This window comes from Nocardia otitidiscaviarum NBRC 14405 (genome assembly GCF_000308635.1).
Taxonomy (GTDB): Bacteria; Actinomycetota; Actinomycetes; order Mycobacteriales; family Mycobacteriaceae; genus Nocardia; species Nocardia otitidiscaviarum.
The window spans coordinates 68,675-82,339 of record NZ_BAGD01000118.1 but is presented as its reverse complement, the minus strand read 5'-3'; the positions used below and the strand labels follow the sequence as shown (position 1 = coordinate 82,339).

The window sequence follows — 13,665 nt, the reverse complement described above, 5'->3', positions numbered from 1 at the left end:
ATGGACGTGCTCCAGCACGCGTGGTTCGACAAGTGGCTCAAGGGAATCGACAACGGCATCGACTCGTTCGGGCCGGTGACGGTCAAGCAGCAGGGCGGTGGCTGGGTCAGTCTGCCGTCGTTCCCGCGGCCCGGGGTGGAATACCGACGCATGTATCTCGCGGCCCCGCCCAGCGGCACCGGCGCACACAGCGTGCACGACGGTTCGCTGTTCACCGCGCCGCACCCGAGCGTCGACACCCTCACCGTCGCACCGGGTCTCACCGGCCTGTGCTCACGGGACGCGGCGCAGCAGCTGGTCGGCATCCCGTCCATCATCGACGCCTGCGGCAAGGACTCCCGCATCTGGGAGTCCAACGGCCTCACCTTCACCAGCGCTCCGGTGGCCGAGACAACCACCATCTCCGGTCCGATCGCGGTGCGGCTGCGGACCGTGCACGACGCCGCCGACGGCTACTGGACCGTCACCGTCAACGATGTCGCTCCGGACGGCCGCTCGACCACGCTGTCGACCGGCCAGCTCGTCGCCTCGCTGCGGCAGCTGGACGAATCCCGCAGCACCCGACTGCCGGGCGGTGACTACACCGACCCGGTGCCCGACCTCTCGCTCGACACCCGGCAGCCGACGCAACCGGGCGTCCCGGTGACACTCGACATCTCGGTGGCGGGCGTCGAGGCCGTACTCCAGCCGGGGCATCGGCTGCGGGTGGACGTCTACGCGGGCAACTTCCCGAAGGGCCTGCCGCCCACCGCCATCACCGCCGATACCGAACTACGCCCGCAGCACCTGCTGCTCGACCCGTCCGAGCCCAGCTTCGTCAACATTCCGGTGCAGGGGAATTCGGGCTGGTAGCGGACGGCCGATGCCGGCTACGCACCGTCGGGAACGGCGAAAGCGTGCTCCAGCGGGGGCAACATCGCGCGGGCGTCGTTGCCCGAGAACCACTGCCCGACAAGGAAAGCGGCGGCCGCCTCGAGATAGCGCGCCTGGGCCAGGCCGCCCGCGCGGACCGGACGCAGTCCGAGATCCTCCGCGAGGGCGGCCACCCGATCCAGCGATTCGGTGTCGTCACCGCAGAGGGGAACGGTCAGCGGCCGCCCCTCGAAGGTGCGCAGGTCCGCCGCCCACACCTCGGCCGCGCACACATTGAACGCCTTCACCACGTGCGCGCCCGGGGCTTCGGCCGCGATGCGTTCCGCCACCGCCGGCTCGGTGAGGGTGAAACCTCCGGTGTCCGGGCGGAAGGCATTCGTGCAGTCGATGATGGTGCGGCCCCGGAATCCGTCCGGGTCGCGCAGCACGTCACTCAGCGCGGCGACGGGGAGCGCGAGCAGTATCGTCTGCCCGAACTCGGTCGCCTGCTCGATGCCGCCCGCTGTCGCGGAGTGGCCGATGGCATCGGCCGCTTCCGCGGCACGTTCGACGCTGCGGGCACCGATGACGATCTCGTGTCCGGCCGCGGCCCAGCCGCCGCCCAATGCTCGTGCCATCTGTCCGGCTCCGATGATTCCGATTCGCATATCAACTCCTCCAGTCCTGTCGACGTCCGACGACGGTAGGAATTCCGAAAGGCACTCGCGGGTGCCCATGTCCGCTGGCACGCTGGAACGGTGAGCATCAGCACCGGGGCGACCGCGCCCCCGACGCGGGCGCCGGATTCGGCGGAACGGGTCGAGTTCGCGCCCTACGGCGACTGGGAATCGGACTGTCCGGCGCGGCTGATATTGGACCTGTTCGACAATTCCTGGCTGCTGGTGATCGTCTATGCGCTGCGGGACGGTCCGCTGCGGCCGGTGCAGTTGCGCGGCGCGATCGGCGGCATCAGCCAGAAGATGCTCACCCAGACCCTGCGGCGCATGGAGCGCATGGCGCTGGTGGAACGTCACCGCTACCCCGAGGCGCCCCCGCGCGTGGAGTATTCGCTGACGCCAGCGGGTCGGGATCTGCTGCCGCCCATCCTGGCTCTCGGCGCGTGGGTGGGCCGGCACGGCGACACGGTTCGCGCATCCATGTACGGAGGTGATTTCGACGACTGAGCATGTCGCTTAGCCGTGCCCGATATGCCGGACCTGCCCTGATCTGAAACGTACGGACCGGCTGGTAGGGGCGCGATTTCGGACCATCGCACCGTTCCCCAACACTGTGTGAACGGTGGGCTAACGTGTGCCAAAGTGCCCGTGACCTGCACGAAACTTAGTGCACCCGGGGTCTGGACACCTATTGGCGACCGTACGATTCACAGTGTGAGCGTTCCACAGGCCGTGCTGTTGGCAGTCCTCGCGGCCGTCGTCGGACTGGCCGTGGGCGGACTGCTCATTCCCTATGTGAACGCGCGGCAGGCCCGCCGCGCCGCCGACGAATCCGGCCTCACCATGTCGCAGGTGCTCGATCTCATCGTGCTCGCCTCCGAGAGCGGTATCGCCGTCGTCGACCAATACCGCGATGTCGTGCTGGTCAACCCCCGCGCCGAGGAACTCGGCGTGGTGCGCGACCGGCTGCTCGACGAACGCGCCTGGCTGGCCGTACAGGAGGTACTCGGCACCGGGCACGACGTCGACTTCGACATCACCGCCAAACACCCCATGCCCGGCCGCGGCCGGCTCGCGGTGCGCGGCGTCGCCCGGCCGCTGTCGCAGGAGAACCCCAACTTCGTGGTCCTCTTCGCCGACGACGACTCCGAGCAGGCGCGCATGGAGGCCACCCGCCGCGACTTCGTGGCAAATGTCTCGCACGAGCTCAAGACCCCCGTCGGGGCCATGAGCCTGCTGGCCGAGGCGTTGCTGGAATCGGCCGACGATCCCGACTCCGTGCGGCACTTCGGCGAACGACTACACGGCGAGGCCCGGCGCATGGGCAAGATGGTCACCGAACTCATCGCGCTGTCGCGCCTGCAGGGCGCGGAGAAGCTGCCCGAACTCGAGGCCGTCTCCGTGGACACCATCGTCGGCCAGGCCATCGAGCGCTCCCGCACCGCCGCCGAGGCCGCGGGCATCACCGTGAGCACCGACCGCGACAGCGAACTCGAGGTGCTCGGCGACCAGACCTTGCTCATCACGGCCCTGTCCAACCTGGTGGAGAACGCCATCGCCTACTCGCCGCGCGGCTCGCACGTGTCGGTGAGCCGGTCACTGCGCGGCGGCTACGTGAACATCGCCGTCACCGACCGCGGCATCGGCATCGCCAAGGAAGACCAGGAGCGGGTCTTCGAGCGGTTCTTCCGCGCCGACAAGGCACGCTCGCGCGCCACCGGGGGAACCGGGCTCGGGCTGGCTATCGTCAAGCACGTGGCCGCCAACCACAACGGTGAGATCACCCTGTGGAGCAAACAGGGCACCGGCTCGACGTTCACGCTGCGGATACCGGTCCACCCGGCCGATCCCGCGCCGAGCGAGAAGAAGACGTCCGCCGGGGCTCCGGCGGGGAAGAAGGAAACCGGCCCGCGCCCCGCCGGGCGGGCCAGAACAAACGGTGTGGAGGCAACCCGATGACGAGAGTGCTGATCGTCGAGGACGAGGAGTCGCTGGCCGATCCGCTCGCGTTCCTGCTGCGCAAGGAGGGGTTCGAAGTCGCCGTGGTCGGCGACGGGCCGGCCGCACTGGCCGAATACGACCGCTCCGGCGCCGACATCGTGCTGCTCGACCTCATGCTCCCCGGCATGAGCGGCACCGACGTGTGCAAGCAGCTGCGGATTCGCGGCAGCGTGCCCGTCATCATGGTGACGGCGCGCGACAGTGAGATCGACAAGGTGGTCGGCCTGGAACTCGGCGCCGACGACTACGTGACCAAGCCGTACTCCTCGCGCGAACTCATCGCCCGCATCCGCGCCGTGCTGCGCCGCGGCGTCGGCGACGAACCCGACAACGGCACCGAGACCAGCGTGCTGGAGGCCGGTCCCGTCCGCATGGATGTCGACCGCCACACCGTGCAGGTCAACGGCAAACCGGTCACCCTGCCGCTCAAGGAGTTCGACCTGCTCGAATACCTGCTGCGCAACTCCGGCCGCGTACTCACCCGCGGCCAGCTCATCGACCGCGTCTGGGGTGCCGACTACGTCGGCGACACCAAAACCCTCGACGTTCATGTCAAGCGGCTGCGCTCCAAGATCGAAGCCGACCCCGCCAAACCGGAACACCTGGTCACCGTGCGCGGCCTCGGCTACAAGCTGGAGGCGTAGTCCCGGAACCACCGCGCCTGTTCCGCAAGCCGGAGCAGGCGCGAGGTCGCGCTGTCACTGCCACGCCGCCACTGTCGTCGCCGCGCGCTGTGGTCGCCGTGCTGTCCGCCGCAGTGCCCGTGACCGCCGTGGGAGTGAGTCCGCCCCAGGTCGAGGTGTGTCGGGTCCGCGCGATAGCCGACACTCACAGCGCTTCCCGCTGGCGCATCCGGCCCGGTGTCGTGGCCGTAGCCGGCTATCCCGCGCAGTTGCCGTGGTGGACGACCCTCTACACATCGCGCCCGCTTCGAGTCATCGAAGCGGGCGCGATGCGCGGGAAGCGGGACTCAGAACGAGGTCCATGCCTTGCCGAGCGGGGTGTCGATCGGCTCGAGCCAGATGCCGCCGAAGTCGTCGTCCTGGGCGCAGTCGTAGACGTCCATGCCCTCGCCCTTGCAGGCGATCATGCGGGAGGTGCCGTAGGGGCTGATGATCAGCAACTTGCCGTTCTTGGCGGCGTCCAGGGCGGCGGGGGAGTCGAAGGGCACGAAATCGGCGGTGCGGTCGGAGTATTCGGGAGGCAGTTCCGCACCCGCGCCCGGGGCCAGAGCCAGTAGGGCTCCGGCGGCCAGCGCGGCGGCGGCGAACGTCTTCTTGATCATGCGCGGATTCATAACAGGGCCCGGTGAACCCGCGATAGCCGGAAGGTGTCACCCGAGCTAGGGATGACTCACCACACCGCGTCCCGGCCCGCGAGCAGCCCGCAACCGGGACCGCACGCGGGCCGTGATTCGCATTGGCTGCTGCCGAGGGGGCGGGCCGTGACCCCGGGCTGGCTGCTGCCGAGGAGTTGGGCCGTGACCCCGGGCTGGCTGCTGCCGAAGAGTCGGGCCGTGGCCGCGCTAGCTGCTGCCGAAGAGGCCGGGCAGGCCGTCGGCGCTGCCGGTGCCGCCGGGGGTGCCCGGCCCACCCGGATCCGGTTGGGAGGGATCGCGCACCCAGACCTCGATGGTCTTGGTGCTGCCGCCTTGCGAGCAGGTGATCAGATGGCGGCCCGGGGTCGTCGGCGTCCAGCTCAGGTGCGCCTCTCCGACCGGCCACGGCACCTTGGGGCCGCTGATGTCCTCGCCGTTGTCGGACCAGTAGACCAGCAGCCCGATCCCGGCCCCGCTGAGCTTCGCGCTCAGCTGGTACGCGGTGTCGATCACGTGGTCGCTGCCGGACACCGTGATCGAGTCGACGGTGGCGCTCGCCTGCGGTGCGGCGAAGACCGAGATGGTCGCCGCGGCCGCGAAACCCGCTATGCCCGTGCCGATCCGGCGCGAAAGAAGGCTCATGGGATATCCGTCCTCAGTCCGTGGTGCCGCTACTGCCGCTGCCGAGCGGTCCGCCGGGGCCGAAACCGCTTCCGGTGCTGGAACTTCCGGAGCCGATCGGAGCCTGCTTCACATCCACCGTCACGGACCGGTGGCTGCCGCCCTGTTCGACCGTGATGATGTGCTGCCCAGCGGTTTCCGGCTTCCAGGTGATGCTGGACTGCCCCGGCGGCCACGGCACCTTGGGCGCGCCGATGAATTCCCCGTTGTCGCTGAAGTAGACGAGCAGACCCGCGGACGCGCCGCCGAGAGTCGCGGAGATGGTGTATTCACCGCCGACGCGGAAGGTCGATCCTTCGACCGTGACCGTCTCGACCGCGGCGCAGGCGGCGGGTGCCGTCAGAACGGCCACGGCCGCCGCGGCGGCGAATCCGGTGAGGCCGACGCCCGCGCGGGCGGCTCTCCGGGGGGTGTTGATGCGCATGGTGCTCTCCTGTGTGCGGCCCACGCAGGTGGGCTTCCGCACCGTAAGCGAACACCTCTGTGAAATGTGGACGTTTCAGGAAAATTCGCAAGCAAGCGTCCGCTTGGTTGCTCGGATGCGGGGCGGGCACCCTGGGCAAACGCGCAGCGTCCGCCCGCATGACCGGTCTCGCTCAGTCCTCGTGCGCCGCCCGCTCCGCGGCGATGGCCGTCGCCGGATGCACCGCGACGATGCCGAGCCCCTCCCGGCGCTTGCAGTGCCGCGCCAGCTCCTCGTACGCGGGCTGCCCGAGCAGCTCGATCAGTTCGGGCGCGTACGCCTGCCAGACCGGCCGCGTCCCCACATGCGCGTCGGGCGACCCGGTGCAGTACCAGTTCAGGTCCAGCCCGCCCGGCCCCCAGCCGCGCCGGTCGTACTCGGTGATCCAGGTCTTGAGAATCTCCACCCCGTCGGGCCGGTCCACCCACTCCTGCACCCGCCGGATGGGCAGCTGCCAGCACACCTCGGGCTTCACCGTGAGCGGCTCCAGACCCTTGCGCAGGGCCATGCTGTGCAGGGCGCAGCCGATGCCGCCCGCGAAGCCGGGGCGGTTCAGGAAGATGCAGGCGCCGTCGATCCGGCGCGTGCGCAGGGCGGGCTCGTCGTCGAGTTCGTCCTCTTCGAGGTAGAGCTTCTTGCGGACCTTGCCGGTGTCGTCCACCGCCTCGTCCATCAGTTGCCAGTCCTCGCGTGTGAGCATTTTCACACCGCGGTGGAGTTTCTTGCCGTCGTCGGCATCGGAGAGGAAAGCGCCGTGTGAACAGCAACCGTCGTCGATGCGGCCCTCGATGATGCCCTGACATGCGGGGGTGCCGAATACGCACGTCCAACGCGAGAGCAGCCAGGTGAGGTCCGCCGCGATCAGGTGCTCGTCATTTGCTGGGTCGACGAACTCGATCCATTCTCGGGGGAAGTCCAGCTCGACCTCGGGACTTGGATCGATCTTCGCCGCTGATCGGAGCCCGGTGGGCCCGCTCGCGGATGCGCCTGCCGTCACACCGCGGAACGCTAACAGTTCAGTCGCCGCGCCTGAAGGGACGCCACACCCAGTACCGTGTTCTTGTGCGGCTCGGTGTCCTGGATGTGGGAAGCAATACCGTCCACCTGCTGGTGGTGGACGCGCATCGCGGTGGCCATCCGCTGCCGATGAGTTCTACGAAGGCGACCCTGCGGTTGTCGGAGAATATGGACGACCGGGGGCGGATCACCCCGGAGGGTTCGGCGCGGCTCACCCGCACCGTAGCCGAATTCGCAAGCATCGCAAAGACTTCCGGTTGTGTAGAGCTGATGCCCTTCGCCACCTCGGCGGTGCGTGAGGCCACCAACTCCGAAGAGGTGCTGGCCCTGGTGCGCGCCGAGACCGGCGTGAACCTGCGGGTGCTGAGCGGTGTCGACGAGGCCCGCAACACCTTCCTGGCGGTGCGCCGCTGGTACGGCTGGAGCGCGGGGCGGATCCTCAACCTGGATATCGGCGGCGGATCGCTGGAGATGAGCAACGGTGCCGACGAGGACCCTGATGTGGCGCTGTCGCTGCAACTGGGCGCCGGGCGGCTCACCCGGGACTGGCTGCGCCACGACCCGCCGGGCAAGCGCCGGGTGGCCGTGCTGCGCGACTGGCTCGACGCCGAACTGGTGATTCCGACCAAACAGCTGCTCGAACCCGGCCGTCCGGACCTGGCCGTCGGCACCTCGAAGACGTTCCGCTCGCTGGCCCGGCTGACCGGCGCCGCCCCCTCGGCGGCGGGTCCGCGGGTGCGGCGTACGCTCACCAGTTCCGGTCTGCGTCAGCTGATCGCCTTCATCTCTCGAATGACGGCCGCCGACCGGGCAGAATTGGAAGGCGTAAGTTCGGATCGGTCACAGCAACTGGTGGCTGGCGCATTGGTCGCGGAGGCGAGTATGCGGGCACTGTCGCTGGATACGTTGGAAATCTGCCCCTGGGCACTGCGGGAGGGATTGATCCTGCGAAAACTGGATACCGACTTGGATAGCGAACCGATAGCTGGTGGGGCACAATCTGATGCTCGTCCGCCCCTGGAGGGCACCCCGATCGAAACGGTAATTCGATGACCGACGATTCGAACCAGCTGTCCGTCGCCGAACTGCTGGCCCGCAACGGCCAGCAGGGCTCCTCCGCTTCCGGCGGGGGCGGGCGGCGTCGGCGCAGCGGCCGCGGCATCTCCGTGGCGGATCTGACCGGCGACATGCCGCAGGTGCGGGAGGGCTCCTCCTCGCATGCGGCACCCGATGACGAAATCGGGGCCGACGGGGCGGCCGCGTCCGCGTCGATGGAATCGGACTTTTCGAACTTCTCGAATTATCCGGACTACTCGAACTATTCATTGGATACACCCGCGCAGGAGTCGAATTTCGGCTACTCGTCGGGCTCCGAACAGGAGAATTCTCCGCTTTCCGGTCCCATCTCCTATTACGATCCGCTCGCCCCCACCGAAACTCCGGACGCGTCGGCGCAGTCGTCGGAATACGACTGGAACTCGCCCGGACAGCTGGACTGGCCGCCCACCGAAACCCCGGCCGCCAACGGTTACGGGGCATCCGGCCGCACACCCGGTGGCCGCCGCGCCCGCCGGGAAGCGGCCGAGGCCAATGGCTACGGCGACGCGGGCGAGTCGAACGGTTACGACGCCAACGGGAGCTCCTACGGCGCGAACGGGCACGGGGCGAACGGCAACGGCTACGGCGCGCAGCACCTCGGTGGCCTGGACGGAGCCGAGCGGCCGAAGAGCGGCCGCCGTCGCAAGCCCGACCCGCTCGACGATCTCGAATCCGAGGCGTCCGACACTGCCGGGCAGCCCGAATTCGGTGTGCCGGGGGCCGGCGCGCATGGCTTCGGGGAATCCGGTGCGAACGGATACGGCTTCGGCGACGCCGGCGCACGCGGGTTCGGTGAATCGGAGATCCGCGGCTTCGGTGAGCCCGGCGCGCGTGGATTCGGCGAGCCGGGTGCGCGTGGCTTCGGCGAGCCGGGCGCACGCGAGTTCGGTGAGCCCGGTGTCGGGTCTCGCGGTTTCGGTGAACCGGGCACCGGTGGTTACGGCGAATCGGGCGCGCGCGGTTTCGGTGAGCCGGGTGCCGGTGCCCGCGGTTTCGGTGAGCCCGGACCCGATGCCCGCGGTTTCGGTGACCCCGGCGCGGGCGGGCGTCGCTTCGGCGAGCCGGGCCCACGCGGGTTCGGCGAGCCGCCCGCCGAACCCGGTGCGCGTGGCTTCGGCGAGGACGCGGTGCCGTCGGGCGCGGCCGGAACCCCGGCGACCGAAGCGGGCGGCCGTCGCCGTCGCCGCTTCGATCCCGACGACGAGACCACCGAGGTGCGTCCCTTCCGCGGCGCCCCGGCGGCCGCGGCACTACCGAGCTGGGGCGCGCAGGAGCCCGAAGCGCTACCGCGCGAAGGCGCCGCGCCCATGTCCCGCTCCGCACGGCGACATGCCGAGGAGCGGCGAGCGGACGCGCGCCCCGAGGCGGAGGCGTGGGACGAGGACGAGCCCGACGAACCCGCGCCGCGCGGCGACCGCTCCGGCGCGGGCAAGCTGCCCGCCTGGTCGGCGCGAAGACGCCAGGCGACCGACCCCACCCCGCAGTCGGACGACCGGGCCGCCGCCTGGACGCTGGCCAGCCAGGACCAGCAGCTGGTCTCCGGCGAGACGGTTGCCGGTGATCTGCTACGCGACGCGCGAGATCGCGATGACGAACCGGCCCCGCGCCGTTCGCGACGGTCCGGCGAACGCTCCTTCGGCAAGGGGGCGTTCGGGCGCAAGTCCCGCGCCGCCGAACCGGACGATATGTACGACGGCGCCACCGAGGTCTATTCCCCGCTGCGGGATGACGATGAAATCGAGGACGACGCAAGAACTTCCGTGGTCGCACGGGTCACCGCCGTCGCCAATCGCGCCCGCCGCGCCCGCACCCCGCGGAAATCCGACGAGGAAGAGAATCGTCGGCAATGGCTGATTCTGGGCGGGCAGAGCACCGCCGCCGCGGTCGCGGGAATGTTGCTGTTCAAGGGATTCGAGCGCATGTGGGAAATGCTCCCGTGGGTTGCGCTGGCGCTGGCGATGATCGTGATTCTCGGACTCGTCGCACTCGTCCGAGTTCTGCGTCGCACCGACGACATATTCAGCACTGTGATTGCTGTCGTGGTAGGCGTCTTCGTGACGCTGGGACCGCTAGCCTTTCTACTCAGTACTAGCTGAGCAGGGAGCGGGCAGTGGGGAATATCGGGCAGACGCCGGGGGTCGTGCGCGAGAACGTCGGGGGGCACAGGGATATCCGGGTGGGCTTGTCCACCGCCTCGGTGTATCCCGAAAACACCGAGGCCGCATTTCGGTACGCGGCCGAACTCGGTTACGACGGCGTGGAACTCATGGTGTGGGCGGAACCGGCCAGCCAGAGCATTTCCACGGTGCAGACGCTGGTGCACCGCTATCAGGTGCCGGTGCTCGCCGTGCACGCGCCGTGTCTGCTGATCTCGCAACGGGTGTGGGGGTCGGACCCGATCGCGAAACTCACCCGCAGCGTGCACACCGCGGAAGCGTTGGGGGCGGCGACAGTGGTGGTGCATCCGCCGTTCCGCTGGCAGCGGCGGTACGCGGAGGGGTTCGCCAAGCAGATCCTCGAACTCGAGGACAGCAGCCCGATTGCGGTCGCGGTGGAGAACATGTTCCCGATGCGGGTGGCGGACACCTTGTTCGCGCGGGGTGAGGCGTCCATCCGGCGGTTGGAGCGGCGCGGCGGGCCGGGGCCGTCGCTGACCGCCTTCTCGCCGTCCTACGACCCCACCGACACCGGATTCCGGAACTACACGCTCGACACCTCGCATACGGCCACCGCGGGCATGGATCCGCTGGCGCTGGCCGAGCGGATGGGCTCCGGACTCACCCACATCCACCTGGCCGACGGGCGCGGCGCGGCGCACGACGAACACCTGATCCCGGGCGAAGGCTCGCAGCCGCTGGTGGAACTCGGCGCGGCGGTGACCGGCAGCGGGTTCCGGGGCCAGGTGGTGATCGAGATCAATACGCAGAACGCGCGCACCACCTTCGACCGGGCCGCGATGCTGCATCGCGCGCTCACGTTCGCGCGGCGGCATTTCAACGGGGCCGGGGCGGACGCGCAGCAGCCGGAGCCCAGCGGGGCTCGGCGCGGGTAGGGGCTGGGTTGCCGGGGCGGTGGGGTGCTTGCCCGGAGTGTCTGCGCTTGCCCACCCTGCGCCCCGGGCGCAGACTGCCCAAGCGCAGGCGCAGGACTTGGCAGAGCGTAGGGCTTGGACTGCCCGGAGTTCTGCGCGGACCGCCGAACACAGACGCGGATTGGCCGAATCCGGCGCGGATCGCGAGGTGTGGTCGCGGACTCGCCGAGCCCTGGCGTGGACCACTCGAGTTCGGGGCCGGGGCGGTGGGGGTCAGGCCGGTCCGAGTTGTGGGTCAGTTGGTGGGGAAGTGATTCGTAGCACGGGAGGACCGATCGGTTCACTAGTGTCGTACGCTGTACAAACCTAGTGAGGAGGAGTAGCGGATGACAGTGGAGTCGACCGTCGATCGAGGGCTGGTCGGCAGCGGTGTGGGTGACGCGCCGTTCAGCCGGGTGTGCGCGGTGACCGAGTTGGCGTCCGAATCCGCCGAGATCGGGCGTTACGCGGGCATTATCGAGTCGATCTGGACCATCGGGCCGAAGCTGCACGGCGGCACCATGGTGGCGGGTAGTGCCGCGGCGGCGGTGGCGTGGCTGCGGCGGACCGCACCCGAGCGCGCCGCCATGTTCCCGATCGCCGCCAGCTCCGACTTCCTCGGCGCCCCCGATCCGGGCGAGGTCGAATACGAGGTGCGCACCCGTAAGCTCGGCCGCCAGATCTGCCTGGTCGACGTGGGCCTCATCCAGGGCGGCCGCACCCTGGTGCACACCGCCTTCACGTTCAGTCACCTCGACGACATCGAGCCGGTGTACGCGCCCGACAAGTCCGAGGGCATGCCCGCCGCACCGTCGGCCGATGCGCTCGCCTACGACGACGACAACCCCATGGGCAAGATCGTCCATGTGGCGCAGGGCTCCGAGGTCGCCCTGGACGGCACCTCCGCGCCCTTCCTCACCGGCGGGCAGGGCGAACCCGAACTGCGCCTGTGGATCCGCCCCTTCGCCGCCGACGAGGCCGACGCCGACGTCTTCGCCTTCTTCGCCATGATGGCGGCCGACATGAGCCCGCCGGTCCCCATGAACCGCGGCCACTTCGGCTGGGCCCCCACCGTCCAGCTCACCACCTACCTTCGCCGCCGCCCCACCCCCGGCTGGCTCCGAATCATCGCCTCCGCCAAGGAGATCGGCGGCCGCATGTTCGACGAGGACCAACTCGTCCTGGACGCCACCGGCGCGATCGTCGCCCAGAGCCGCCAACTCGCCTTGATTCCCCAGAACCCCTGAGCCGAAGCTGGTCCGCCCGCTAGCAGGGACGAATCTCCGCGGACCCCCACGTATCGGAGAAGGCGACAACTGATCTCGCGAGGTCCGGGGTAACTCGTCGGGTACGTCCAACACCGGGTCGGCACCCGACGCAGGCACGCATGCGAGACCGTCAACGGCACTCGGCCGTGCGCTGAAGTCCCGGGGAGGCGGTACGGCTAGCCTTGGAACTCATGACGAGGATTGCGGTGATCGGTGGAGGCCGGATCGGGGAGGCGTTGGTCGCCGGCCTGCTCGAATCCGGGCGGGCGAGCAAGGATCTGGTGGTGGTCGAGCCGGTTCCGGCGCGCGCGGATGTGCTGGCCCAGCGGTTCGGGTCGCGGGTCACCGATTCGGTGAGCGATGCCGTCGTGGGCGCGGATCTGATCGTGGTCGCGGTGAAGCCGCACGATATGGACGGCGTGCTGACCGAACTCGGCAAGGCGGAGCTGGGCGACGATCGCGACCAGGTGCTGGTATCCCTGGCTGCCGGTATCCCCACCGGCCGCTTCGAGGCCAAGCTGCCCGCCGGGTTTCCGGTGGTGCGCGTCATGCCGAATACGCCGATGCTCGTCGGCCAGGGCATGAGCGCCATCGCCCCCGGCCGCTACGCCCGCCCCGAACACCTGCGGATGGTCACCGAGATGCTGGAGTCGGTGGGCAAGGTCGTCACCGTCGCCGAGGCGCAGATGGATGCCGTCACCGCCGTCTCGGGCTCCGGCCCGGCCTACTTCTTCCTCATCGTCGAGGCCATGATCGACGCCGGTATCGGCCTCGGTCTCACCCGCGACGTGGCCTCCCAACTGGTGGTGCAGACCATGCTCGGCGCGGCCGCCCTACTGGACGAGTCCGGCCAGTCTGCCGCCGAGTTGCGGGCGGCCGTCACCTCCCCCGCGGGCACCACCGCCGCCGCCGTCCGCGAACTCGAACGCGGCGCGGTGCGCGCGGTCTTCCACGATGCCCTGCACGCCGCCAAGGACCGCTCCGCCGAGATGGGCGTGACCTCCGACTAGACCGCTCCACCGAACCCCGCCCCGCCCCCGGAGCGGCACTCCCGCCACGGCCATACCCACGCACTGAGCGAACCGTTCCGGAGTGGCTTCGCAGCCCGGCACACCCTGCAAACCGACCGCTCCCACATGCTCAGCAGCCCGTCCGGTTCGCGTCGCGTCCCGGCTCTGATCGGAGCGGCACTCGCAGCCCGGCACACCTGCCCGACCACC

The 13,665-nt window shown here is 69.6% G+C and carries 14 protein-coding genes; 9 read left to right on the top strand and 5 right to left on the bottom strand.

Going from position 1 to position 13,665, the window contains the following annotated elements; all coding sequences use genetic code 11:
* On the top strand, positions 1–852 hold an 852-nt coding region (locus tag ON31_RS27025; RefSeq protein ID WP_039817592.1), incomplete at its 5' end, for a CocE/NonD family hydrolase.
* A gap of 17 nt (positions 853–869) precedes the next feature.
* Here the strand turns inward: ON31_RS27025 and ON31_RS27020 are convergent.
* Positions 870–1,520: an NADPH-dependent F420 reductase gene (locus tag ON31_RS27020; RefSeq protein WP_039817591.1), complete on the bottom strand. Its 651-nt coding sequence runs from the start codon at positions 1,518–1,520 to the stop codon at positions 870–872.
* Between the two features lie 90 nt (positions 1,521–1,610).
* Here ON31_RS27020 and ON31_RS27015 point away from each other — a divergent pair, with 90 nt between their 5' ends.
* The 3 genes from ON31_RS27015 to ON31_RS27005 all read left to right on the top strand — a co-directional run bounded on the left by ON31_RS27015 (position 1,611) and on the right by ON31_RS27005 (position 4,174).
* The gene (locus ON31_RS27015) at positions 1,611–2,036 is read left to right on the top strand and encodes a winged helix-turn-helix transcriptional regulator (protein ID WP_255222270.1); all 426 of its coding nucleotides are present in this window, start codon (positions 1,611–1,613) and stop codon (positions 2,034–2,036) included.
* 207 nt (positions 2,037–2,243) lie between these two features.
* On the top strand, positions 2,244–3,488 hold the full coding sequence (locus tag ON31_RS27010) for a sensor histidine kinase (RefSeq protein ID WP_029926111.1): 1,245 nt from the start codon (positions 2,244–2,246) through the stop codon (positions 3,486–3,488).
* Entirely contained in the window at positions 3,485–4,174 is a 690-nt protein-coding gene (locus tag ON31_RS27005; RefSeq protein ID WP_029926109.1) for a winged helix-turn-helix domain-containing protein, read from the top strand. Before ON31_RS27010 ends, ON31_RS27005 begins: the two co-directional genes overlap by 4 nt.
* Before the next feature lie 326 nt (positions 4,175–4,500).
* Here ON31_RS27005 and ON31_RS27000 read toward each other — a convergent pair whose 3' ends face one another.
* The 4 genes from ON31_RS27000 to ON31_RS26985 all read right to left on the bottom strand — a co-directional run bounded on the left by ON31_RS27000 (position 4,501) and on the right by ON31_RS26985 (position 6,989).
* Positions 4,501–4,815, bottom strand: coding sequence for a hypothetical protein (locus ON31_RS27000; RefSeq protein ID WP_039817618.1), 315 nt, complete (start codon positions 4,813–4,815; stop codon positions 4,501–4,503).
* A 240-nt stretch (positions 4,816–5,055) separates the two neighbouring features.
* Positions 5,056–5,490, bottom strand: a complete 435-nt coding sequence (locus ON31_RS26995) for a hypothetical protein (protein WP_039817590.1) — start codon at positions 5,488–5,490, stop codon at positions 5,056–5,058.
* Positions 5,491–5,503: 13 nt separating this feature from the next.
* Positions 5,504–5,953, bottom strand: coding sequence for a hypothetical protein (locus ON31_RS26990; protein ID WP_063821576.1), 450 nt, complete (start codon positions 5,951–5,953; stop codon positions 5,504–5,506).
* Positions 5,954–6,125: 172 nt separating this feature from the next.
* Complete coding sequence (locus tag ON31_RS26985; RefSeq protein WP_051037790.1) at positions 6,126–6,989, bottom strand: DUF3109 family protein; 864 nt, start codon at positions 6,987–6,989, stop codon at positions 6,126–6,128.
* A 65-nt stretch (positions 6,990–7,054) separates the two neighbouring features.
* Here ON31_RS26985 and ON31_RS26980 point away from each other — a divergent pair, with 65 nt between their 5' ends.
* From ON31_RS26980 to proC, 5 genes are all read left to right on the top strand, one after another.
* Entirely contained in the window at positions 7,055–8,062 is a 1,008-nt protein-coding gene (locus ON31_RS26980; protein ID WP_051037789.1) for a Ppx/GppA family phosphatase, read from the top strand.
* A complete protein-coding gene (locus ON31_RS36975; RefSeq protein ID WP_039817589.1) occupies positions 8,059–10,203 on the top strand; it encodes an Rv0497 family membrane protein in 2,145 nt (714 codons plus the stop codon). The genes ON31_RS26980 and ON31_RS36975 overlap by 4 nt, the downstream gene beginning before the upstream one ends.
* Positions 10,204–10,226: 23 nt before the next feature.
* On the top strand, positions 10,227–11,159 hold the full coding sequence (locus ON31_RS26970; protein ID WP_306306430.1) for a sugar phosphate isomerase/epimerase family protein: 933 nt from the start codon (positions 10,227–10,229) through the stop codon (positions 11,157–11,159).
* Positions 11,160–11,524: 365 nt separating this feature from the next.
* Positions 11,525–12,424 (top strand): thioesterase family protein, encoded by a 900-nt coding sequence (locus ON31_RS26965; protein WP_081592753.1) that lies wholly within the window; start codon positions 11,525–11,527, stop codon positions 12,422–12,424.
* Between the two features lie 212 nt (positions 12,425–12,636).
* Positions 12,637–13,455 (top strand): pyrroline-5-carboxylate reductase, encoded by an 819-nt coding sequence (gene proC, locus ON31_RS26960; RefSeq protein WP_039817586.1) that lies wholly within the window; start codon positions 12,637–12,639, stop codon positions 13,453–13,455.
* Positions 13,456–13,665 lie beyond the last annotated feature (210 nt).

Excerpts from the sequence above, each read along its gene's own strand:
- ON31_RS26995 (WP_039817590.1), bottom strand. The coding sequence starts at position 5,490 with ATGAGCCTTCTTTCGCGCCGGATCGGCACGGGCATAGCGGGTTTCGCG.
- ON31_RS27020 (WP_039817591.1), bottom strand. The coding sequence starts at position 1,520 with ATGCGAATCGGAATCATCGGAGCCGGACAGATGGCACGAGCATTGGGC.
- ON31_RS36975 (WP_039817589.1), top strand. The coding sequence starts at position 8,059 with ATGACCGACGATTCGAACCAGCTGTCCGTCGCCGAACTGCTGGCCCGC.
- ON31_RS27000 (WP_039817618.1), bottom strand. The coding sequence starts at position 4,815 with ATGATCAAGAAGACGTTCGCCGCCGCCGCGCTGGCCGCCGGAGCCCTA.
- ON31_RS26990 (WP_063821576.1), bottom strand. The coding sequence starts at position 5,953 with ATGCGCATCAACACCCCCCGGAGAGCCGCCCGCGCGGGCGTCGGCCTC.
- ON31_RS27005 (WP_029926109.1), top strand. The coding sequence starts at position 3,485 with ATGACGAGAGTGCTGATCGTCGAGGACGAGGAGTCGCTGGCCGATCCG.
- proC (WP_039817586.1), top strand. The coding sequence starts at position 12,637 with ATGACGAGGATTGCGGTGATCGGTGGAGGCCGGATCGGGGAGGCGTTG.
- ON31_RS26965 (WP_081592753.1), top strand. The coding sequence starts at position 11,525 with ATGACAGTGGAGTCGACCGTCGATCGAGGGCTGGTCGGCAGCGGTGTG.